At 57.6% G+C, this 21,094-nt stretch carries 24 protein-coding genes and 2 tRNA genes; all 26 read left to right on the forward strand.

The window, feature by feature from the left end; translation table 11 throughout:
• The first annotated feature begins 1 nt into the window (after window position 1).
• The 26 genes from fabD (at window position 2) to IPM27_01455 (ending at window position 21,080) form a co-directional block, all read left to right on the forward strand.
• Window positions 2-934 (forward strand): ACP S-malonyltransferase, encoded by a 933-nt coding sequence (gene fabD, locus IPM27_01330; GenBank protein MBK9160211.1) that lies wholly within the window; start codon window positions 2-4, stop codon window positions 932-934.
• A gap of 10 nt (window positions 935-944) precedes the next feature.
• Window positions 945-1,688, forward strand: coding sequence for a 3-oxoacyl-ACP reductase FabG (gene fabG / locus IPM27_01335; protein MBK9160212.1), 744 nt, complete (start codon window positions 945-947; stop codon window positions 1,686-1,688).
• A gap of 32 nt (window positions 1,689-1,720) precedes the next feature.
• Window positions 1,721-1,873: a hypothetical protein gene (locus IPM27_01340; protein MBK9160213.1), complete on the forward strand. Its 153-nt coding sequence runs from the start codon at window positions 1,721-1,723 to the stop codon at window positions 1,871-1,873.
• Window positions 1,874-2,092: 219 nt separating this feature from the next.
• Complete coding sequence (locus IPM27_01345; GenBank protein ID MBK9160214.1) at window positions 2,093-3,868, forward strand: type II/IV secretion system protein; 1,776 nt, start codon at window positions 2,093-2,095, stop codon at window positions 3,866-3,868.
• Between the two features lie 19 nt (window positions 3,869-3,887).
• Complete coding sequence (locus tag IPM27_01350; protein MBK9160215.1) at window positions 3,888-4,670, forward strand: RNA methyltransferase; 783 nt, start codon at window positions 3,888-3,890, stop codon at window positions 4,668-4,670.
• 164 nt (window positions 4,671-4,834) lie between these two features.
• On the forward strand, window positions 4,835-5,209 hold the full coding sequence (gene rpsF / locus IPM27_01355; protein ID MBK9160216.1) for a 30S ribosomal protein S6: 375 nt from the start codon (window positions 4,835-4,837) through the stop codon (window positions 5,207-5,209).
• A gap of 42 nt (window positions 5,210-5,251) precedes the next feature.
• A complete protein-coding gene (locus IPM27_01360) occupies window positions 5,252-5,524 on the forward strand; it encodes a 30S ribosomal protein S18 (GenBank protein ID MBK9160217.1) in 273 nt (90 codons plus the stop codon).
• Window positions 5,525-5,535: 11 nt separating this feature from the next.
• A complete protein-coding gene (locus IPM27_01365) occupies window positions 5,536-5,985 on the forward strand; it encodes a 50S ribosomal protein L9 (protein ID MBK9160218.1) in 450 nt (149 codons plus the stop codon).
• Between the two features lie 119 nt (window positions 5,986-6,104).
• Window positions 6,105-7,487: a replicative DNA helicase gene (dnaB, locus tag IPM27_01370; protein ID MBK9160219.1), complete on the forward strand. Its 1,383-nt coding sequence runs from the start codon at window positions 6,105-6,107 to the stop codon at window positions 7,485-7,487.
• Window positions 7,488-7,543: 56 nt separating this feature from the next.
• A tRNA-Val gene (locus tag IPM27_01375) sits at window positions 7,544-7,620 on the forward strand.
• A gap of 48 nt (window positions 7,621-7,668) precedes the next feature.
• Window positions 7,669-9,582 carry a threonine--tRNA ligase gene (gene thrS, locus IPM27_01380; GenBank protein ID MBK9160220.1) on the forward strand — a complete coding sequence of 638 codons (1,914 nt, stop codon included), beginning with the start codon at window positions 7,669-7,671 and terminating at the stop codon, window positions 9,580-9,582.
• 24 nt (window positions 9,583-9,606) lie between these two features.
• On the forward strand, window positions 9,607-10,131 hold the full coding sequence (infC, locus tag IPM27_01385) for a translation initiation factor IF-3 (protein MBK9160221.1): 525 nt from the start codon (window positions 9,607-9,609) through the stop codon (window positions 10,129-10,131).
• Between the two features lie 133 nt (window positions 10,132-10,264).
• Complete coding sequence (gene rpmI, locus IPM27_01390; protein MBK9160222.1) at window positions 10,265-10,462, forward strand: 50S ribosomal protein L35; 198 nt, start codon at window positions 10,265-10,267, stop codon at window positions 10,460-10,462.
• Between the two features lie 10 nt (window positions 10,463-10,472).
• A complete protein-coding gene (gene rplT, locus IPM27_01395; protein ID MBK9160223.1) occupies window positions 10,473-10,832 on the forward strand; it encodes a 50S ribosomal protein L20 in 360 nt (119 codons plus the stop codon).
• A gap of 82 nt (window positions 10,833-10,914) precedes the next feature.
• Window positions 10,915-11,940, forward strand: a complete 1,026-nt coding sequence (gene pheS, locus IPM27_01400; protein MBK9160224.1) for a phenylalanine--tRNA ligase subunit alpha — start codon at window positions 10,915-10,917, stop codon at window positions 11,938-11,940.
• A 2-nt stretch (window positions 11,941-11,942) separates the two neighbouring features.
• A complete protein-coding gene (locus IPM27_01405; protein MBK9160225.1) occupies window positions 11,943-14,315 on the forward strand; it encodes a phenylalanine--tRNA ligase subunit beta in 2,373 nt (790 codons plus the stop codon).
• 9 nt (window positions 14,316-14,324) lie between these two features.
• Window positions 14,325-14,636 carry an integration host factor subunit alpha gene (locus IPM27_01410; GenBank protein ID MBK9160226.1) on the forward strand — a complete coding sequence of 104 codons (312 nt, stop codon included), beginning with the start codon at window positions 14,325-14,327 and terminating at the stop codon, window positions 14,634-14,636.
• Complete coding sequence (locus tag IPM27_01415; protein MBK9160227.1) at window positions 14,617-14,982, forward strand: MerR family transcriptional regulator; 366 nt, start codon at window positions 14,617-14,619, stop codon at window positions 14,980-14,982. Before IPM27_01410 ends, IPM27_01415 begins: the two co-directional genes overlap by 20 nt.
• A 43-nt stretch (window positions 14,983-15,025) precedes the next feature.
• Window positions 15,026-15,102 (forward strand) — tRNA-Pro (locus IPM27_01420).
• A gap of 273 nt (window positions 15,103-15,375) precedes the next feature.
• The gene (locus tag IPM27_01425) at window positions 15,376-15,801 is read left to right on the forward strand and encodes a hypothetical protein (protein ID MBK9160228.1); all 426 of its coding nucleotides are present in this window, start codon (window positions 15,376-15,378) and stop codon (window positions 15,799-15,801) included.
• A 346-nt stretch (window positions 15,802-16,147) separates the two neighbouring features.
• Complete coding sequence (locus IPM27_01430) at window positions 16,148-16,879, forward strand: transposase (protein ID MBK9160229.1); 732 nt, start codon at window positions 16,148-16,150, stop codon at window positions 16,877-16,879.
• A 148-nt stretch (window positions 16,880-17,027) separates the two neighbouring features.
• Window positions 17,028-17,798 (forward strand): hypothetical protein, encoded by a 771-nt coding sequence (locus IPM27_01435; GenBank protein ID MBK9160230.1) that lies wholly within the window; start codon window positions 17,028-17,030, stop codon window positions 17,796-17,798.
• 223 nt (window positions 17,799-18,021) lie between these two features.
• On the forward strand, window positions 18,022-19,035 hold the full coding sequence (locus IPM27_01440; protein MBK9160231.1) for an IS110 family transposase: 1,014 nt from the start codon (window positions 18,022-18,024) through the stop codon (window positions 19,033-19,035).
• On the forward strand, window positions 19,032-19,322 hold the full coding sequence (locus IPM27_01445) for a hypothetical protein (protein ID MBK9160232.1): 291 nt from the start codon (window positions 19,032-19,034) through the stop codon (window positions 19,320-19,322). The genes IPM27_01440 and IPM27_01445 overlap by 4 nt, the downstream gene beginning before the upstream one ends.
• 246 nt (window positions 19,323-19,568) lie before the next feature.
• Window positions 19,569-20,558, forward strand: coding sequence for a hypothetical protein (locus IPM27_01450; protein MBK9160233.1), 990 nt, complete (start codon window positions 19,569-19,571; stop codon window positions 20,556-20,558).
• 12 nt (window positions 20,559-20,570) lie between these two features.
• Entirely contained in the window at window positions 20,571-21,080 is a 510-nt protein-coding gene (locus IPM27_01455) for a hypothetical protein (protein MBK9160234.1), read from the forward strand.
• The last annotated feature ends 14 nt before the right edge of the window (window positions 21,081-21,094 follow it).

The following is a 21,094-nucleotide window of genomic DNA, read 5'->3' on the forward strand; positions in this document are numbered from 1 at the left end:
CATGACTAAATTCGCATTCGTATTTCCCGGACAGGGTTCCCAGTCGCGCGGCATGATGAACGGCTACGCCGATTTTCCGGCAGTGCGGGATACCTTTGCCGAAGCATCCGACGTGCTTGGACAGGACTTGTGGCAATTGGTCGCCGAGGGCGGGGATGCCGAGCTGAATACTACGGTGAACACCCAGCCGATCATGCTGACCGCAGGCGTGGCGGTCTATCGCGCCTGGCAGTCGCAGAACGGAGCGCTGCCGGCGATGATGGCAGGACATAGCCTGGGCGAATACACCGCGCTGGTTGCAGCCGGCGCGCTGAGCTTCGCCGACGCGCTACCGCTGGTGCGCTTCCGCGCGCAATGCATGCAGCAGGCCGTGCCCGAAGGCGTGGGTGGCATCGCTGCGATCCTCGGACTGGATGACGACACGGTACGCGCGGTGTGTGCCGAGGGCGCGCAGGGCGAAGTGCTGGAAGCGGTGAATTACAATTCGCCCGGACAGGTGGTGATTGCCGGGAACCGCGCCGCGGTCGAACGCGGCATGGAACTTGCCAAGGCCAAAGGCGCGAAGCGCGCGATCATGCTGCCGATGAGCGTGCCGTCGCATTGCAGCCTGTTGAAGGGCGCTGCCGAGCAGTTGCGCGAGTATCTTGGCAACGTCTCGGTGCATGCGCCGTCCATCCCGGTGTTACACAACGCCGACGTGGCCGCCTATAGCGACGCCGCTTCGATCAAGGATGCGCTGGTGCGCCAGCTGTATTCGCCGGTGCGCTGGGTCGAGACCGTTCTGGAGTTCGGCAAACAGGGCCTCACGCACAATGCCGAATGCGCGCCCGGCAAGGTACTGGCCGGATTGAACAAGCGCATCGACACCAACCAGCAGACATTGGCCATCAACGACGGCGAAGCGCTGAAGACCGCTTTGACCGCACTCGCATAAGGAGAGGGATATGACACTGCAAGGACAGATCGCATTGGTGACCGGCGCCAGCCGTGGCATCGGACAGGCCGTCGCACTGGAACTCGGCAAGCAGGGCGCGACGGTGGTTGGCACCGCGACCAGCGACAAGGGCGCGCAAGCCATCGGCGAATATCTGGCGGCGGCGGGTATCAAGGGCGCGGGCATGGCGCTGAACGTCAACGACGCGGCGCAGACCGAGCAGGTGCTGGGCGCGATCCGCCAGCAGTTCGGCGAAGTCTCCATTCTGATCAACAATGCCGGCATCACCAGGGACAACCTGCTGGCGCGCATGAGCGACGAGGAATGGGACGACGTGCTGGCGACCAACCTCAAGTCCGTGTTCCGCATGAGCCGCGCCGTACTGCGCGCGATGATGAAGGCGCGGGGCGGGCGCATCATCAACATCTCTTCGGTGGTCGGCAGTATGGGCAACCCCGGCCAGTCGAACTACGCCGCCTCCAAGGCCGGCATGGCGGGTTTCAGCAAATCCCTCGCGCAGGAGATCGGCAGCCGCAATATCACCGTGAACTGCATCGCGCCGGGCTTCATTGACACCGACATGACCCATGCACTGGGCGAAGAACAGCGCGCCAAACTGGTCGAGCATGTACCGTTGAAGCGCCTCGGTCAGCCTGCTGACATTGCCGCCGCCGCCGCCTTCCTTGCCGGCCCTGGTGCTGCTTACATCACCGGCGTCACGCTGCATGTGAACGGCGGGATGTACATGGAGTAGGAACGCCACCCATTCATCGAACAGGATTACCAATGGCCAAGACAAATTACACTTTCGAGAAGCGCCAGAAAGAACTCGCCAAGAAGAAAAAACAGGAAGAAAAGCGCCTGAAGAAACTGGCGCAGAAAGAAGCCCCTGAATCCGGGGGAACACAGCCACCCGTTGACGAGGCGAGCGACTCCTGAGCCGACGGATACTTGCTCCGCGACCATTCCTGTCAGAAGCATTTCCACTTCCTTTCATAAGCTATTAGACTTGCGCCATTCGATTAATTAGAAACTCGCGCAGCGGGACCGCGTCCCTCTCTCCCGTTTGCGGGAGAGAGCAAGGAGAGAGGGGAAACGGGCATGGCGGGTTTCATCATCAGGGGTGGCATGTTTGCCATGCCCGTAAGGTGGTGTGACATGAGCAAAGAGAACTTCATCGCTGCGCAGCAGGGACAGAAACTGACTCTGGCGTTCGTGCTGCGCTGGCTGGTGCGCGACGATATGGTGTCGGAAGCCGAGGCGGAGCGGCTGATCAGGAATCACAAGGCTGGTCACGCGCATCCGCTGATCGTGCTGGGTGAACAGAAGTGGCGCAGTTCCCTGCCGCCCAACAAGCTGCTGACCATCGAATTCCTCACCGAGTGGCTGTCGGCACATATCGGCATGCCGTATTTCCATATCGACCCGCTGCAACTGAATTTCGGGGGCGTCGCCAACATCGTTTCAAAATCCTACGCCGAACGGCTCAAGATCATGCCGGTCAAGGTCGGCGACCGCGAGGTGACGATCGCTACCGCCGAGCCGTTCATCACCGACTGGGTGGGCGATCTGGAGCGCATTCTCAATATGAAGGTCAGGCTGGTGATGGCCAGTCCGCTCGACATCAACCGTTACCTGCCCGAAATCTACAGTCTTGCCCACTCGGTGCAGCTTGCGAACAAGGCGAAGACCGGATCGTCCGTCGGCGTGCAGAATTTCGAGCAACTGGTTGAACTGGGTAAGAACAAGAATCTGGATGCCAACGAGCAGCATGTCGTCACGCTGGTCGACTGGCTGTTCAAGTATGCCTTCGAGCAGCGGGCCAGCGATATCCACCTTGAACCGCGCCGGGACGCCTGCGTCGTGCGTTTCCGCATCGACGGGGTGTTGCATCAGGTCTATCAGTTGCCCATCCCGGTCACCAACGCCATCACCAACCGCATCAAGCTGCTGGGGCGCATGGATATGGTGGAGAAGCGCAGGCCGCAGGACGGACGCATCAAGACGGTAAGCGCGGACGGCGACGAGATCGAACTGCGCCTGTCCACCATGCCGACCGCTTTCGGCGAGAAACTGGTGATGCGTATCTTCGATCCGGAGATCCTGGTGAAGAATTTTGCCGACCTGGGTTTCTCGCGCGAACAGACCGTGCTGTGGAACGATTGGACATGCCAGCCCAACGGCATCATCCTGGTGACCGGGCCGACCGGATCGGGCAAGACCACCACGCTGTATTCCACGCTGAAGCAGCTCGCCACCCCGGAGGTGAATGTCTGCACGGTGGAAGACCCGATCGAGATGATCGAACCGGCGTTCAACCAGATGCAGGTGCAACGCAGCATAGGACTGAACTTCGCAGACGGGATCCGTACCCTGTTGCGGCAGGACCCGGATGTCATCATGGTGGGCGAGATCCGTGACATGGAAACTGCCGAGATGGCGATCCAGGCCGCGCTGACCGGGCATCTGGTGCTGTCTTCGCTGCATACCAACGATGCCCCCTCCGCAGTTACGCGTCTGCTGGAACTGGGCGTGCCGCCCTACCTGCTCAATTCGACGCTGCTGGGGGTGATGGCGCAACGCCTGGTGCGCACCTTGTGCCCCCATTGCAAGGCAACGGGCGAGATCAGTAACGAGGTCTGGCAGGAACTGGTCAGCCCCTGGAAGTCCGCAAAACCTGCGCAAGTGAGCGTGGCCAGCGGTTGTCTCGAATGCCGCATGACCGGCTATCGGGGGCGCACCGGTATCTACGAGATGCTGCCGCTCAGCGCAGAGATGAAGAAGCTGGTGGTCAGGGATGCCGAGTTGAACCGGATCAAGGCGCTGGCGCGGCAAGAGGGCATGATGCCGTTGCGCCTGAGCGGGGCGGAGAAGGTTGCGACCGGGCAGACTACCGCCGAGGAGATCATCAAGGTCGCGCCGCCGTCGGATTGACGCGCTACCGAGTTTTTCCATGAAAATCATCCAGTCCCGCGACAATCCTTTTTTCAGGGAGCTTTCCCGGCTTGCCGGTTCGGCGCGCCAGCGCAGCAAGGCCAACCAGACGTTGCTGGACGGCACGCATTTGCTGGCGGCCTGTCTGGATAGCGGCAGGCGGCCAAAACACATTCTTTTGAATGCGGCGGCATTGCAGGATGCCGAGATCGCTGCGCTGCTCGAACGCGCGAACGGGGTGCCGGTCGCCCAACTGGACGACAGGCTGTTCGCGGAACTCAGCGAATTGAAGACGCCGACGGGCATTCTCGCGCTGATCGATTTGCCGCAACCGGAAGTGCCGGTTGCGGACAGTCGTTTTTCATTACTGCTGGAAGATATCCAGGATCCCGGCAATCTGGGCTCGATATTGCGTTCCGCCGCTGCGGCAGGATGCGATGCCGTATTCCTGTCCAAGGGGTGTGCGGACGCGTGGTCGCCCAAGGTACTGCGCGCCGCGATGGGCGGACATTTTGCGCTGCATATCCATGAACGACAGGATTTGCCGGATGTCGCCAGGTCGTTCGCAGGTGCATTGCTGGCGACCGGTTTGCGGGGTGGGCGCAGTCTGTACGATTGCGACCTGTCCGGCAATGTCGCCTTCATGATCGGCAACGAGGGCGCGGGATTGTCCGATGGGTTGCTGCATCTCGCCACGCGCACGATCATCATTCCCATGTCCGGCAAGATCGAGTCGCTGAATGCCGCTGCTGCCGCTGCAATCTGCCTGTTCGAGGCGGTACGGCAGCGACGGGCGCACTGACCTCGTCGGTTTTCGCCGGTTTTTCGGGCGCGGACGGGTCAAATGCCTTGACCAACAAGCTCATTTCGCTATAATGCGCGCCCCTGTGAGGCTGAGATCGGCCTCGCATACCTTGCTCCACCGCTTCGCATGGCGGGGGGCTTTATAACCACAAGGAGATGTTAATGCGTCATTACGAAATCGTCTTTATCGTGCATCCCGACCAGAGCGAGCAAGTGCCCGCGATGATCGAGCGTTATCGCACGCTGGTCACCGGCAACGGCGGCCATATCCACCGTCTGGAAGACTGGGGGCGCCGCCAGTTGGCTTATCCGATCCAGAAGATCCACAAGGCACACTACGTGCTGATGAATATCGAATGCAACCAGGAAACACTGGACGAGCTGGAACACGCGTTCCGCTTCAATGATGCCGTGTTGCGTCATCTGACCGTCAAGACCAAGGCTGCCGTCACCGAGCCGTCCGCGATGATGAAGGACGAAAAATCCCGTTCCGTGCTGAGCGAGACTGCTGCCCCTGTCGCAGAAGCTGCCGCCTGAGCGTTGGCGCATCGATAATATTTGGAATTCTAAGGAAACAACATGGCACGCATAGACAAAAAGAAAGACGACAAGAACAAGCGTTCTTCCCGCAACAACCTTTTCAAGCGCCGCAAGTTCTGCCGCTTTACGGTCGAGAAGATCGCCGAGGTGGACTACAAGGACGTGAACATCCTCAAGGAGTTCATCTCCGAGAACGGCAAGCTGATCCCGGCTCGCATCACCGGCACCAAGACGCGCTATCAGCGTCAATTGAGCACCGCGGTGAAGCGCGCGCGTTTCCTGGCTTTGTTGCCCTATACTGATTTGCACTAAGGAGCGAAGTCATGCAGATTATTTTGATGGAAAAGGTGACCAACCTCGGTCAATTGGGCGATGTGGTCAAGGTCAAGAACGGTTTTGCGCGTAACTACCTGATCCCGCAAGGTAAGGCCAAGCGTGCGACCGCTGCCAACATGGCCGAGTTCGAAGCGCGCCGTGCCGAGCTGGAAGCGGCCGACAAGGCCAAGCTGGCCGATGCGCAAGCGCGCGGTGAAAAGCTGGCCGGATTGACCGTACAGATCGTGCAAAAGGCGGGCGTGGACGGCAAGCTGTTCGGTTCCGTTACCAATGCCGATATCGCGGCTGCACTGGCAGCGCAGGGCTTCGACGTGGAAAAGTCGCAAGTGCGCATGGCGGAAGGCCATCTCAAGCAGATCGGCGACCATCCTGCCAGCATCGCGTTGCACACCGATGTGGTCGTGGACATCACCGTGTCGGTACTCGGCGAACAGTAATCCGTTCCCGTTATCAAGGCGACAAGAAAGGACTGGCGACAGTCCTTTTTTGTTTCCATAAATCGGAGCGGGGCGGGTAAAATGCATTCCCCCTCATGGCAGGTGACCGGTTTATTCCAATGCAGAACTTTTCCAACTCAGATGCACAGATCGACCAGATCAAACTGCCGCCGCATTCGGTGGAGGCCGAGCAGTCGGTGTTGGGTGGCCTGTTGCTCGAGGCGAGCGCACTGGACAAGATCGCCGATCTGGTCACCGACGATGATTTTTACCGCAGCGAGCATCGTCTGATCTATCGCCAGATCGTCCGGCTGAGCGAGATGGCCAAGCCGGTGGATGTCATCACGGTGGCCGAGGCGCTGGAGATCGCCGGCGACCTGGACAAGGTCGGCGGCTTGCCTTATCTGGGGAGCCTTGCGCAGAACGTGCCGTCGGCAGCCAATATCCGCCGCTATGGCGAGATCGTGCGCGAACGTTCCATCATGCGCAGGCTGGCGAAAGTCGGCACCGATATTTCGAACAGCGCATACAACCCAGTCGGACGCGATGCCGCGCAATTGCTGGACGAAGCTGAAAGCATGGTATTCGAGATCGCCGAGGCAGGCTCGCGCGGCAAGCAGGGTTTCAAAGGCATGCCGCCGCTGTTGAACGAGGTGGTGGAGCGCATCGAGACGCTATACAGTCGCGAGAATCAGAGTGATGTGACCGGCACGGCAACCGGCTTCACCGATCTGGACCGTATGACGTCGGGGCTGCAGAAAGGCGATCTGGTCATCGTGGCAGGCCGTCCGAGCATGGGCAAGACGGCGTTCTCGATCAACATCGCCGAGAACGTGGCGCTGGACAGCAAGTTGCCGGTGGCGATCTTCAGTATGGAGATGGGCGCCACGCAACTGGCGATGCGCATGCTTGGCTCGGTCGGCAAACTAAACCAGCACGATCTGCGCACCGGGCGTTTGCAGGATGACGATTGGGGGCGGCTGACCCATGCGCTCGGCAAGCTTAACGACGCGCCTATCCATATCGACGAGAGTGCCGCGCTGACGGCGCTGGAAGTGCGCGCACGGGCGCGTCGCCTGCATCGCCAGAATCAGGGGCTCGGACTGATCGTGGTGGATTATCTGCAGTTGATGAGTTCCAACTCGAGCAAGGCCAGCGAGAACCGGGCGACCGAGATTTCGGAAATCTCCCGCTCGCTGAAGGCGCTGGCCAAGGAACTGGAAGTGCCGGTGATCGCGCTGTCGCAGCTCAACCGCAGCCTGGAGCAGCGTCCCAACAAGCGTCCGGTGATGTCCGACCTGCGCGAATCCGGCGCGATCGAGCAGGATGCCGACCTGATCCTGTTCATCTATCGCGACGAAGTCTACAACAGCGACTCGCCCGATCAGGGCAAGGCGGAGATCATCATCGGCAAGCAGCGCAACGGGCCGATCGGCAAGGTGGAGCTGGCGTTCCGCGGCGAATATACGCGCTTCGACAATCTGGCTTCCGGCAGTTATTGATCAATGCGATTTTGTTTGAAGCGCGCATTTGTTTCGGATACAATGCGCGTCCTTTTAGGCGCGTAGCTCAGCTGGTTAGAGCACTACCTTGACATGGTAGGGGTCGTTGGTTCGAGTCCAATCGTGCCTACCAACATTTCGAGTGCGGCATGGCCGCACTTTGTATTTTTGGAATAGAAGCATGCCTGTCATTACTTTGCCGGACGGTTCACAGCGCAGTTTCGCGCAGCCTGTCACTGTTGCTGACGTTGCGCTCAGCATCGGGGCGGGTCTGGCGCGCGCCGCACTGGCCGGAAAAGTGGACGGCAAGCTGGTGGACACCTCGCACCTGATTTCGCAGGACGCGGCATTGGCCATCATCACTGACAAGGATGCGGATGGGATCGAGGTCATCCGCCATTCGACAGCGCACTTGCTGGCCTACGCGGTGAAGGAGTTGTTTCCCGATGCGCAGGTGACCATCGGGCCGGTCATCGAAAACGGCTTCTACTACGATTTTTCATATCATCGCCCGTTCACCCCGGAAGATCTGCTCGCCATCGAGAGACGCATGGCGCAACTCGCCAAGCAGGACATCCCGGTAACGCGCAAGGTATTGCCGCGCGACGAGGCGGTAGATTACTTCAGGGGTATCAACGAGCATTACAAGGCCGAGATCATCGCATCCATTCCGGCCGACCAGGATGTGTCGCTCTATACCGAGGGTGATTTCACCGACCTGTGCCGCGGCCCGCACGTGCCGTCTACCGGCAAACTGAAAGCCTTCAAGCTGATGAAGCTGGCCGGAGCCTACTGGCGCGGCGACTCGAAGAACGAGATGCTGCAGCGTATCTACGGTACGGCATGGGCGAAAAAAGAAGAGCTGGATGCCTATCTGCATCAACTCGAAGAGGCCGAGAAACGCGACCATCGCAAGTTGGCGAAACAGCTGGATCTTTTCCACATGCAGGATTCATCTCCGGGTATGGTGTTCTGGCATCCCAAGGGCTGGACTTTGTGGCAGGAAGTCGAGCAGTACATGCGCACGAAGTTCCGCGAGTACGACTATCAGGAGGTTCGCACGCCGTCGATCATGGACAAGGCGCTGTGGGAAAAATCGGGACACTGGGAAAATTACCATGAACACATGTTCACCACGGCATCGGAGAATCGCGACTATGCCGTGAAGCCGATGAACTGCCCCGGTCATGTGCAGATTTTCAACCACGGTCTGCACAGTTATCGCGACCTGCCGTTACGTCTTGCCGAGTTTGGCTCCTGCCACCGCAACGAGACATCGGGTTCCCTGCACGGCCTGATGCGGGTGCGCGGATTCACGCAGGACGACGCGCATATCTTCTGCACGGAAGAGCAGGTCGAATCGGAAGTGTCGCATTTCATCGTGATGCTGAACGAGGTATATCGCGACTTCGGATTCAACGAGGTGATCGTCAAATTGTCCACCCGCCCGGATAAGCGGGTCGGGTCGGACGAGACATGGGACAGGGCGGAGGCCGGGCTGGCCGCTGCCATGCAGCAGAACGGACTTGAATACGAAGTGCAGCCGGGCGAGGGGGCATTCTATGGTCCCAAGGCGGAGTTCACGCTGAAAGACAGCCTCGGCCGCCTGTGGCAGTGCGGCACGATACAACTGGATTTCAACCTGCCGGTACGTCTCGGGGCGGAGTTCGTCGACGAGGACAACGCGCGCAAACCACCGGTGATGTTGCATCGCGCCATCCTCGGTTCGATGGAGCGTTTCATCGGTATCCTGATCGAGCATCATGCGGGTGCATTCCCGTTGTGGCTGTCGCCGATGCAGGTGGTGCTGATGAATATTTCGCAGGCGCAGGAAGAATATGCGACGCAGGTGGCGCGAGTTTTGCGCGAAGCCGGGCTGCGCGTGCAACTAGATTTGCGCAACGAGAAGATTACCTATAAAATACGCGAACATAGCCTGCAGAAAATGCCTTATCAGCTGATTGTCGGTGATAAGGAGATGGCAGGGAATTTGGTGGCCGTGCGTACCCGTGGCGGTGAAGATCTCGGACAGATGACGCTGGAAGCTTTGCTTCAGCGTCTGGTTTCCGAAGTCAGGTCGGGTAGCACGGCTTAAGTATTGTCAAACGGAGATATTGCAATAGCACAGGATAAATCGCAGCGCTTGAACGAGATGATCACGGCACCACAGGTGCGACTCATCGGTGTCGAAAAAGAGCCCCTCGGGATTGTTAACATTGCAGAAGCTTTGCGTTTGGCAGGCGAAGCAGAGCTGGACCTGGTGGAGATTTCTCCGTTGGCGGAGCCGCCGGTATGCCGCATCATGGATTTCGGCAAGTTCAAATATGCCGAAAGCAAGAAACAGCATGAGGCCAAGCTCAGGCAGAAGCAGGTACAGATCAAGGAGATCAAGTTCCGCCCGGGTACCGACGAAGGCGATTACAACATCAAGTTGCGCAACCTGATCAAATTCTTGCAGGACGGCGACAAGACCAAGATCACGCTGCGTTTTCGCGGTCGTGAGATGGCCCACCAGGAGATCGGCATGCGCCTGATCGAACGTGTCAGGGCTGACCTGGAAGAACATGGTGTGGTCGAGCAGTTTCCCAAGATGGAAGGCCGGCAGATGGTGATGGTGTTATCGCCCAAAGCCAAGAAGAAATAAGTTTCATATCGCTTCAGCAGCAGGGGCCGGCTGGAACGATAGCGGTACAACAGATCCCCGAATAAAAAGTGGTGTGCGGGTCATCAAGTTTTTCCACCGGAAAACACCTGGCACCATAACTTAAGGAGCAGTCATGCCCAAGATGAAAACCAAAAGCGGAGCGGCCAAGCGGTTCAAGGTTCGCGCCGGTGGCAGCGTCAAGCGCTCGCAAGCGTTCAAGCGCCACATCCTGACCAAGAAGACCACCAAGAGCAAACGCCAGCTGCGCGGTACGACCGAGGTCCATGCAACCAATACATCATCGGTTCGCGCCATGATGCCTTACGCTTAAGGAGCCGATCATGCCAAGAGTAAAACGTGGAGTAGTCGCGCGCGCCAGCCACAAGAAGGTGATCGCGCAGGCCAAGGGTTATCGCGGTCGCCGCAAGAACGTGTACCGCATCGCCAAGCAGGCGGTGATGAAAGCCGGACAATATGCCTATCGTGACCGTCGCCAGAGGAAGCGTCAGTTCCGCACCTTGTGGATCGCGCGTATCAATGCGGCCGCACGCGAGCAGGGCATGAGCTACAGCACCTTCATGAACGGCCTGAAAAAAGCGTCGATCCAGGTCGATCGAAAGGTGTTGTCGGACATCGCCGTGTTCGACAAGGCGGCGTTTGCACAATTCGTGGTGCAAGCCAAAGCCAGCCTCGGTGTTTGATTGGAAAGATTGAAAGGCAAAGGAGGCGTTCCGCGCCTCCTTTTTCGTTTGCGGTAGCCCTTTGGGGATGTTGGTGTCATAAATGGACGAGCTCCAAAAAATTCTCGATCAGGCCCTGCAGCAGTTCGCTGAGATCGGCGACGACGCAGAGCTGGAACAGGTCAAGGCACGCTATCTGGGCAAGGAAGGCAGCCTGACCGTACTGCTCAAGGGTTTGGGGAAACTGTCTGCCGAGGAACGCCCTGCAGCGGGCGCGCGCATCAACCAGGTCAAACAGCGCATTGAGGCCGCCTTGCAGGATCGTCGCGCGGCGCTGCTGCAAGGTAAGCTGGCGCAGAAACTGGCGGCGGAATCGCTGGACGTCACCCTGCCGGGCCGCGGTTCCGGAACGGGCGGGTTGCATCCGGTAACCCTCACGCTGGAACGTATCGAAACGCTGTTCCATTCCATCGGCTATGCCGTGGCGGAAGGGCCGGAGATCGAAAACGATTTCTATAATTTCACGGCGCTGAACATTCCGGACGACCATCCGGCGCGCGCCATGCACGATACCTTCTACATCGACGAACAGCATGTGTTGCGCACCCACACTTCGCCGATCCAGATCCGCTACATGCAGGCACACGTGGCACGATACAGACATCTGGAGAGTATGCCGGACATCCGCATCATCGCACCGGGGCGCGTCTATCGCGTGGATTCCGATGCCACCCACTCGCCGATGTTCCATCAGGTCGAGGGATTGTGGATCGGTGAGCGGGTGAGTTTTGCCGATCTGAAAGGCGTGATCGCCGATTTCCTGCGCAACTATTTCGAGACCGGGGACATGCAGGTGCGATTCCGCCCCTCGTTCTTTCCGTTCACCGAGCCGTCGGCGGAGATCGACCTGGCATTCACCAGCGGGCCGCGCCAGGGCAAGTGGTTGGAAGTGGCGGGCTGCGGCATGGTGCATCCGAACGTACTCGGACATGTCGGCATCGACAGCGAGAAATACGTCGGTTTTGCTTTCGGCTTCGGCGTGGAGCGCCTGGCCATGCTGCGCTATGGCGTGAACGATCTGCGCCTTTTCTTTGAGAACGATCTGCAATTCCTGAAACAATTCAACTGAACATGCAATTTTCCGAATCCTGGCTGCGTACCTTCGTGAACCCGGCGCTCTCCAGCGAGGAGCTGGCACACCTGTTGACCATGGCCGGACTGGAGGTGGAAGAGATGTCGCCGGTCGCGCCCACCTTCGACAAGGTGGTCGTGGCACAGGTACTGAGCAAAAACAAGCATCCGGACGCTGACCGGCTCAATCTGCTGACGGTGGACGTGGGGCAGGGCGAACCGCTGGCCATCGTGTGCGGCGCGCAGAACGTGACCGTGGGCATGAAGGCGCCATGCGCGCTGGTCGGCGCGAAACTGCCAGGTGATGATGGAAAAGCCTTCGAGATCAAACAGGCCAAGGTGCGCGGCATCGAATCCTTCGGCATGATGTGCTCGGAGAAGGAACTGGGTCTGGCGGAGGAAAGCAGCGGGCTGCTGGAACTGGCGACCGATGCCGTAGTGGGGCAGAGCATACGCCGGCACCTCGATCTGGACGACCATCTGCTCACGCTCAAACTCACGCCGAATCGCAGCGATTGCCTGTCTTTGCTGGGTATCGCACGCGAGGTCGCCGCGCTGACCGGCGCACCGCTGTCCGGTCTTCCTGACAATTCATTTGGACAAGGCGACGAGTGCGGCGTCGGCATCAAGGTGAAAGCCCCCGACGCCTGTCCGCGCTATACCGGTCGAGTCATCTCCGGGGTGAACGCACGGGCGGTGACGCCATCCTGGATGGTGCAACGTCTGGAACGTTGCGGCCTGCGCAGCATCAGCGCGCTGGTGGACGTGACCAACTATGTGTTGCTGGAGCAGGGGCAGCCGCTGCACGCGTTCGACCTGAACAAATTGAACGGCAGCATCGAAGTGCGTTTCGCGCGCAACGGCGAAAGCCTCCGGCTGTTGAACGACGAGACGATCCAGCTGCAGGACGATATGCTGGTGATCGCCGACGAAACGGCGCCTGTCGCGCTGGCGGGCATCATGGGTGGCGCGGACAGCGCGGTGGACGATGCGACGACTGACATCTTCCTGGAAAGCGCATTCTTTGCGCCCGGCGTGATCGTCGGGAAATCCCGCCGTCTCGGCTTCGGCTCCGATTCATCCTATCGTTTCGAACGCGGTGTGGATTTTGCAGCCACGCAAATTGCGCTGGATCGCGCCACGCAACTGATCGTGGATATCTGCGGCGGCCGGGCAGGCACAGCGAGCGAAGCGCTCGGCGAACTGCCGGCGCGCCAAGCGGTGAAATTGCGCAGTGCACGTGTGCGGCATGTGCTGGGAGTGGAATTGTCCGGCGCGGAGATCGCGCAGACATTGGCCAAGCTTGGCATGACGCTGCAACAGCAGGGCGATGAATTCCTGGTGACGCCGCCCAGCTACCGCTTCGACATCGCCATCGAAGAAGACCTGATCGAAGAAGTCGCGCGCGTTTACGGTTACGAGAAGATCGTGCCCAGTTCTCCGCAGGGCCGCATGAGCATATTGCCGCTGGCCGGGACGCAGCGTCCGCTGGCGCTGGTGCGACAGGCACTGGTGCGCCGCGATTACCAGGAGACCATCAATTACGCTTTCGTGGAAGCGGAGTGGGAACGCGACCTGTGCGGCAACGACGCTCCCATCGCACTGAAGAATCCCATCGCCAGCCAGATGAGCGTGATGCGCAGCAGCCTGCTGGGCGGCCTGTTCGGCGCCTTGCGCGGCAACCTGGCACGCAAGCAGTCGCGCGTGCGGCTGTTCGAGATCGGTGGCTGTTTTGCTGCCGAGGCAGCAGGCGGCTATGTACAGCACGAGCGAGTGGCCGGCCTGGCATATGGCAGCGTGTTCCCGGAGCAATGGGGCGGCGCGGCGCGCAATGTGGATTTCTATGATGTGAAGGGCGATATCGAGGCGCTGTTTGCGCCGCGGGATTTGCGTTTCGAAGCAGCAGCGCATCCTGCGTCGCATCCGGGCAGGTCGGCCCGTATCCTGCTGGACGGGCAGGCGGTGGGCTGGATCGGTGAATTGCATCCACAGTGGCAGCAACAGTATGACCTGCCTCAACCGGTGCAATGGTTCGAAGTCGAACAGACCGCCCTGTTGCAAGCCGGATTGCCCAGATTCAGCGAGGTCTCCCGCTTTCCGCTGGTGCGCCGCGACCTGGCGGTCGTGGTGGACGAGACGGTCAGCGTACAGGCCTTGCTGGACGCGATGCGACTGGTGTCCGCGCCAAGCGTGGTCGAGGTCGCGCTATTCGACGTGTATCGCGGCAAGGGCGTGGAAAAAGGCAAAAAAAGCCTTGCATTCCGTGTGTTATTACAAGATACTCAAAAAACGCTTACAGATTCTGAAATCGAGCCGAATATTGAATTACTGGTAGAAGCAATGAACAAGCAGGGCGCGCAACTGCGTATGTAAGGGAGAAAAATGACAACAACACTGACCAAGGCCGAACTGGCCGATCTTTTGTTTGACAAGGTTGGACTCAACAAACGCGAAGCCAAGGATATGGTGGAAGCGTTTTTTGAACAGATTCGCGTGCAGCTCGAAAACGGCGAAAGCGTGAAACTGTCCGGTTTCGGCAATTTCCAGTTGCGCGACAAGCCGCAACGTCCCGGACGCAATCCCAAGACCGGCGAGGAGATCCCGATCACGGCACGCCGCGTGGTGACTTTCCATCCCAGCCAGAAACTGAAGACCATGGTGGAAAAGTCCTATCATGGAACCCCACAAGCCTAATTCCGAACTTCCGCCGATTCCCGCCAAGCGCTACTTCACCATCGGGGAAGTCAGCGAACTGTGCGGGGTCAAGGCGCATGTGCTGCGCTATTGGGAACAGGAATTCACGCAACTCAAGCCGGTCAAGCGCAGCGGCAACCGCCGCTACTACCAGCATCATGAAGTATTGCTGATTCGGCGCATCCGCGAATTGCTGTACGAGCAGGGTTTCACCATCAGCGGCGCGCGCAACCGGCTCGATAATGTGAGTGAGCAAAAGAACGGGGCAGTCGCAACGCAAACGCCGGTGAACGTTGCCGCGTTGCGCCATGAAATCCGCGAGATCATCGCGCTGTTGGGCGCGTAAAAACGCTTCATCATTTGCGTTGCTCTGCTATAATCCGCGCCCTCGGGGCGTAGCGCAGCCTGGTAGCGTACTTGCATGGGGTGCAAGTGGTCGGAGGTTCGAATCCTCTCGCCCCGACCAGTCAGAATAAATAATCAAGGCCAGCATGTTTGCTGGCTTTTTTGTTTTCTGGTTTCCGCCCCGGCTTCATGGCTGGATCGGATATTCACTCCCCATAGCCGGTAACCGTTATCTGTTCCATTTGCCTCGAATTAAGACCATAAGCCGAAATGCATAGATAATCCGGCCTATGGTCAGGTTGCCCGGCTTGTTGCAGAATCCGGCCTGCGTCCCGATGCTTGACTCGGATAGCCTGTTATTGTTCGTACACACGAGCTTCCTCGGGCGCAACCGATGAATTCCTTGAAAGGTTTGGGAATGCACTACACCGGGCAGGACATGCTATGGCTGATCGGCAGCCTGTCCAGGGTATTCCGCATTCCGTTCGACCCGCAGCTCATCCTCCAGCAATTCCCGCCGCCGTATTCCCGCACTGCCTTGCTCAACGCCCTGCAGGCGCTGGACTTAAAGGTCGGCGAGATGGAACTGGACGAAGAGGGGATCGCCACGCTCGAGCGCACCCCGTTTCCGGTAGTGGCATTTGTGAGGGAAGACGAAGCGAAGGAGCCGGACTCTTCTTTGCCCCCTCGCCCGCAAGCGGGAGAGGGTTGGGGAGAGGGCTTTTCAGGGAGAGGTGCTAGGGGGAGAGGGGAGCGCCCTCGCCCTGCTCAAGCGGCCGCGCGTACACGCTGGGCAACCATGTTGAGAACCTCGTCCTGACCGGCACGGACAACATCGACGGCACCGGGAACGTGCTGGACAACTATATCCTCGGCAACGACGGCAACAATGAGCTGTCGGGCGGAGCGGGTGCGGCCCACCTTTTTATTTGGCAAACCTGTCACTTCTGATAGGTACAGAAACGGTTGCGGCTTGTGATAATGAATCGTATCGCGCGCGTTGTGTAGCTTTGTCGGAGAGAGGACTAAAGGGGGCAGCATGACAGGACTAAAGGGGTCATCATCACAATACTTTCTAAGCAGCCATGCCACGTCGCCCGCGCATTAAGGGGACTAAAGGGGTCAGGGACTAAAGGGGTCAGCATCACAATACTTTCTAAACAGCCATGCCACGTCGCCCGCGCATTAAGTTAGCCGATGTACCGCAGCACGTCGTGCAGCGCGGAATCAATCGCGAGCCGTGCTTCTTTGCCGAGGAGGACTATCACTGTTACCTCCACTGGCTAAAGAAATCGGCTGCCGATTGGCACTGTGCCATTCACGCCTATGTGCTGATGACCAACCATGTGCATTTGCTGCTGACTTCGGAAAAGCCGGACGGGATTGCCAAGCTGATGCAATCCATCGGGCGACGCTACGTGCAATACATCAACCGCAGCTATCACCGCACAGGCAGCTTGTGGGAAGGGCGATTCAAATCCGGTCTGGTCCAGGTAGAAGAATATCTGCTGACCTGTATGCGCTACATCGAACTCAATCCGGTGCGCGCAAACATGGTGAATGACCCGGCGCAGTATCGCTGGTCAAGCTATCGGCACAACGGTTTGGGGCAGGTGGATGAACGCATCGCGCCGCACCCGCTATACCTTGAGTTGGGAAAGAATGAAGGTGACAGGCTGGCTGCCTATCGCGCGCTGTTTCGCAGTGAACTGGATGATGAGGCATTAGCAGACATACGCCTCGCACTGGCACAGGGACAGCCGCTGGGGAGTGAGCGGTTCAGCGAGATGATGTGTGCTGCTGTTGGCGTGAGGCGTGCGCAAAGAAGGCCGGGTAGGCCGATAGTCAAGCACGAGCAGAGTGAGCAAATTGAGGATCAATCTGATTTTGGATTTTGAACAGGAGACGAGAAATGCAAAAACATAATGTGATACTGACCCCTTTAATTCCTTTAATTTCTAGGTTGCGATGGAAAACCCGTGCGGGAAATCTTGGCAAAAGGACTGCGGAGAATGATGAGACAACCTATGCATGGAGGGTCGCAGCATGAAAACCATTCACCTGTGGATTAAGCGGTTTGCGAAACTCGGATTGATGTTGATGATGGGGGTGAGCATGAGTGCATGTTCCGCAACGATGCGTTGGAAAGAAGAGGTGTTGTTGCACGACGGGCAAGTCATCGTCGCGGAACGCCACTATAACCTGGGCGGCTATGCCTATCTTGATAGCTCTGAGCGCACGCCGCTGAATGAAACCGTGACCTTCAACCTGCCTGGCACAAACAAGCAGATCATCTGGAAAAACGATTTCAACGATGCCGTGCCCGAGCCGAACAGCCTCAACCACTTCCGCTTCGATGTGGTTAAAGGCATACCTTACCTCGCCACTTATCCGGCGGGCTGCATTTCCTACAACAAATGGGGCAGGCCCAATCCGCCGCAAGTGTTGTTCAAGTATGAAGGCGAACAGTGGAGACGCATCGCACTGGCCGAACTGCCGCCTGAGCTCGTCGGCACATCAGCCAACGTCATTGTCGGCAGGCCCGCATCTAGTCTCCTGAAACCCTTTTACACCGTCGAAGGTGTGAACTCGAAGAACTACTATGTCCGCACACCCGAATACAAAACCATCCTGAGGGAGGCGATACCGAATGTGTGGAGTGGTTGCGGTGAAATGATTCGCAAAGGCAATGGCGGTTGGGATGGGATTGGCTGGTTTAGCGATCAGCCATCCAAAGAAGCGTGTTTGAAATACTGTGAGCGGAAAGAAGTATCGGCACAAGATTGTCCATGCAACAGACTATTCAAGGGGAAATAATCATGACGACCAAACTAAAGGGGTCAGCATCGCATTTCTTTTTGAACAACCAAGTCATGTTACCCACACACTCAATTTGATCAGATTTTGAATATTGAACTGGAGATGCAATATGAAAAAACTTAATGCGATGCTGAAAATCATCTAGCCGGCCTCCCACCGCCGATGGCGGTGGGGTTAAAGTGAGTTTGCGAACTTGCGATAACCACAGGAGGCCGACATCATGAAGTATAGCGGAATTGATTTGCACTCGAACAACAGCGTGGTGACAGTGACAGATGAAGAGGATCGCGTGATTGCCGAGAAGCGATTGCCGAACGACTTGACGCGGATCGTGGGGTTTTTGTTGCCGTGGCGCGATGAATTGAAAGCGGTTGTGGTCGAGTCGACCTACAACTGGTACTGGCTGGTGGATGGTTTGCAGGAAGCCGGATTTATCGTGAAGCTGGCCAACACCTCGGCCATCCGCAAATACGATGGCCTCAAACACAGCGGCGACGAAGCCGATGCCCGGCAACTGGCGCACCTGCTGCGATTGGGCATTCTGCCCACCGGTACCATCCTTCCGCCCGAACAGCGCGCACTACGTGATCTGGCGAGAAAGCGCATGCAACTGGTGCGCAGTCGCACCAGCCACATATTGGCTGTCGAGAACATCGTGGCACGGCAACAAGGAGCGAAGATTGGCGGTCGTCAGATCAAGCAGTTGACGGCGGACGTAGTGGATCAAATGGGGTTGCCACCAGATGTGGCGCTGGCAATCAAAAGCAACCTTGCTGTCATCCTCACACTGAATGCGCAAATCGACGTTTTGGAAAAGCACTTGCAAAAAAAGGTGGGCGAACGGAAGGAGTTCGTTTTACTGAGCAGCGTACCTGGCATAGGCCGCATCTTGGCGACCATCATCCTGCTGGAGATCGGCACCATCGATCGCTTTGCCGAAGTAGGCAACTTCGCCTCCTACGCCCGCTGTGTCGACAGTCAGCACATGAGCAATGGCAAAAAGAAGAGCGAAGGCAACACCAAGAACGGCAACAAGTATCTGGCTTGGGCATTTATCGAAGCGGCCAACTTTGCACAACGCTTCAATGCGGAGGCCAAACGGTTTTACGAACGCAAAAAAACAAAGACAAACACGACGGTTGCCACCAAGGCATTGGCGCACAAACTGGCACGGGCGTGTTACCACATCCTGAAGGAGCAGAAGCCCTTTGATGTGACGCGCTGTTTTGCATGAGTTACGACGGCGACGGCAAGCCCGGCAAAGGGGTTGGCAGGTTAGCCATGAAGCTGAATGGGATGCCGTTCGCCGTCACCCGGGCAGTAAACGGATCGCCTGCAACGCGAGCCAGCGAGGGGTTGGCACCGCAAGTCGGTAGCCACGAAAGCTGTGATAACCATTGGACGCGAAGCGGCACCAACGTTCTTCTGGGGCGGCAAAAGCCGCCAGGGCGAAAGCAGAACACCGCTGATCGTTTGATCCTGATGGGTGACTGGCGCGATTCGTTCGTAGCCATGAATTGAAGAAACGGGCGCGATTTGTTAGTTGATCGGGAATTGAGGATTGAAAATACTGGCGGCGGTTGCTGCCATGGAATCGTTTACTCGCTTGACGCAGGTCGGCTAATGGGTGACCCCTTTAGCTGCTGCCCAGAATCGCCGGATGAAGCCATACGTCATGGTTCTCACCTCGGCAGACTTTATCTGATTACGCCCGCCGGGGCGAAGATGGTGTGCGGCAATTAATCCAAATTTACAGGAGAAAAAACCATGACTATCAACTACGCTCCGCTTCTGACCCCTTTAGCTGGAAAACACATCGTCATTGCCTGGCTGTTTGCGGCGCTACTTGGCGTACCTCTTACGGGGTGTACGCAAGAAACAATCGGGCAGCAATTCCGCAACATCTTGGCGCAGATCGACGCGCAGTGCAGAAAAGACAAGATGGGGCCGTACCTGGACAAGAACGATCCCGGGTACAAAAGCAAAAGAGCGCGCACCGACTGCGACATTCTCAAGATTAAACCTGCCGACCCGCTGGCGACGGAGGAAGGACGGTTTGCCTATTCCATCAAGCTGCCCGAGCCGCACGGCACGGTGAAAACCGAATACCGCAAGGGGATGAGTGCGGAGAGTTATTTCAAGGAGCTGTGTGGGAAGGATGCGGGGGAGTGGGTGTTCAAGACTGTGGAGGGGGTGGAGGGGGTGTTTCAGGGGAGAAACTTGAATACAGAAGCTCCTTCGGCTGGATATTCCGATTTGATTATTTCGTATAAAGAGGCAGGCTATATTTCTACGAAAGATATGCAGGACAGTTTGGTGCAACCTTATCACGGTCGCTACAACTACATGGAGCGTCCGCGTGACTGGAATGAAACAGGCAAACCATATGTTCGGTTCTTTCGTGGCGCGGAAGCACTGGAACATTACAAGGTTGGTACGCAAAAGAACAAGATGCCTGTTTATGTACCTTATGTTGTCAACAAAGAGCAGACCGATATGCTCAAGAGCCGTTATGCGTTCACATGGCGGCAAGTCTTAGGCAATGACGCCACAGAGAACGGTATTGCGGGGAGTGAGCTAATAATCTTTGATCGCACAACTAATGAGGTGCTGGCTTTCAAGCGTTCTTTTGTACGAGTTTGGCCTAGACCAGATTCAAGACAATTACGATTAACAAACAGAGCTGTCTGTAATCCCGGTTCTTATCCAACAAGTTTTGTTCAGCAAGTTTTAGTTCCTATCAATCCAGCGGAATAAGGGAGATTAATAATGAGCACGAATATCAATACTTGGTACAACTTCGTTCTAGAGCAGATGGCTGCTGAATCTTACTGGGGTCAATCTGAACTATTTGGTGGCAATAGAACGGCAGCGGATGTGCTGATGTTCGGCAGCAACAATCCAAATCAATACGTAGGCCTTAATCCCGTTAATCTTCCCACCCTCCCCGGCGCCACCCGCATGACCGCCAGCCAAGCAGATTACTTCTTGCAGAACTACGAAATTGTCGATCAGCTTTCCAACACTGCGAGCGGCTTCTCTGCAACATTGATGCGCAATACCACAACTGGCGAATACACCCTCTCAATGCGTTCGACGGAATACGCTGATCCCGATCAGGGGGGCGACTGGTTGCGAGATGGATTGCCTGGTGCGGATGGCGAGATCAATAGCTATGGATTTGCGCTCGGCCAAATATTGGATATGGAAGACTACTACACGCAACTTAAAAGCACTGGACTATTGCCTGCGGACGCTACACTCAGCGTCACTGATTAAATGGATTAAAGGGG

This window comes from Nitrosomonadales bacterium, from assembly GCA_016716325.1.
In the GTDB taxonomy this organism is placed as follows: domain Bacteria; phylum Pseudomonadota; class Gammaproteobacteria; order Burkholderiales; family Gallionellaceae; genus Gallionella.

Excerpts from the sequence above, each read along its gene's own strand:
- fabD (MBK9160211.1), top strand. The coding sequence starts at position 2 with ATGACTAAATTCGCATTCGTATTTCCCGGACAGGGTTCCCAGTCGCGC.
- fabG (MBK9160212.1), top strand. The coding sequence starts at position 945 with ATGACACTGCAAGGACAGATCGCATTGGTGACCGGCGCCAGCCGTGGC.
- IPM27_01340 (MBK9160213.1), top strand. The coding sequence starts at position 1,721 with ATGGCCAAGACAAATTACACTTTCGAGAAGCGCCAGAAAGAACTCGCC.
- IPM27_01345 (MBK9160214.1), top strand. The coding sequence starts at position 2,093 with ATGAGCAAAGAGAACTTCATCGCTGCGCAGCAGGGACAGAAACTGACT.
- IPM27_01350 (MBK9160215.1), top strand. The coding sequence starts at position 3,888 with ATGAAAATCATCCAGTCCCGCGACAATCCTTTTTTCAGGGAGCTTTCC.
- rpsF (MBK9160216.1), top strand. The coding sequence starts at position 4,835 with ATGCGTCATTACGAAATCGTCTTTATCGTGCATCCCGACCAGAGCGAG.
- IPM27_01360 (MBK9160217.1), top strand. The coding sequence starts at position 5,252 with ATGGCACGCATAGACAAAAAGAAAGACGACAAGAACAAGCGTTCTTCC.
- IPM27_01365 (MBK9160218.1), top strand. The coding sequence starts at position 5,536 with ATGCAGATTATTTTGATGGAAAAGGTGACCAACCTCGGTCAATTGGGC.
- dnaB (MBK9160219.1), top strand. The coding sequence starts at position 6,105 with ATGCAGAACTTTTCCAACTCAGATGCACAGATCGACCAGATCAAACTG.
- thrS (MBK9160220.1), top strand. The coding sequence starts at position 7,669 with ATGCCTGTCATTACTTTGCCGGACGGTTCACAGCGCAGTTTCGCGCAG.
- rpmI (MBK9160222.1), top strand. The coding sequence starts at position 10,265 with ATGCCCAAGATGAAAACCAAAAGCGGAGCGGCCAAGCGGTTCAAGGTT.
- rplT (MBK9160223.1), top strand. The coding sequence starts at position 10,473 with ATGCCAAGAGTAAAACGTGGAGTAGTCGCGCGCGCCAGCCACAAGAAG.
- pheS (MBK9160224.1), top strand. The coding sequence starts at position 10,915 with ATGGACGAGCTCCAAAAAATTCTCGATCAGGCCCTGCAGCAGTTCGCT.
- IPM27_01405 (MBK9160225.1), top strand. The coding sequence starts at position 11,943 with ATGCAATTTTCCGAATCCTGGCTGCGTACCTTCGTGAACCCGGCGCTC.
- IPM27_01410 (MBK9160226.1), top strand. The coding sequence starts at position 14,325 with ATGACAACAACACTGACCAAGGCCGAACTGGCCGATCTTTTGTTTGAC.
- IPM27_01415 (MBK9160227.1), top strand. The coding sequence starts at position 14,617 with ATGGAACCCCACAAGCCTAATTCCGAACTTCCGCCGATTCCCGCCAAG.
- IPM27_01425 (MBK9160228.1), top strand. The coding sequence starts at position 15,376 with ATGAATTCCTTGAAAGGTTTGGGAATGCACTACACCGGGCAGGACATG.
- IPM27_01430 (MBK9160229.1), top strand. The coding sequence starts at position 16,148 with ATGCCACGTCGCCCGCGCATTAAGTTAGCCGATGTACCGCAGCACGTC.
- IPM27_01435 (MBK9160230.1), top strand. The coding sequence starts at position 17,028 with ATGAAAACCATTCACCTGTGGATTAAGCGGTTTGCGAAACTCGGATTG.
- IPM27_01440 (MBK9160231.1), top strand. The coding sequence starts at position 18,022 with ATGAAGTATAGCGGAATTGATTTGCACTCGAACAACAGCGTGGTGACA.
- IPM27_01445 (MBK9160232.1), top strand. The coding sequence starts at position 19,032 with ATGAGTTACGACGGCGACGGCAAGCCCGGCAAAGGGGTTGGCAGGTTA.
- IPM27_01450 (MBK9160233.1), top strand. The coding sequence starts at position 19,569 with ATGACTATCAACTACGCTCCGCTTCTGACCCCTTTAGCTGGAAAACAC.
- IPM27_01455 (MBK9160234.1), top strand. The coding sequence starts at position 20,571 with ATGAGCACGAATATCAATACTTGGTACAACTTCGTTCTAGAGCAGATG.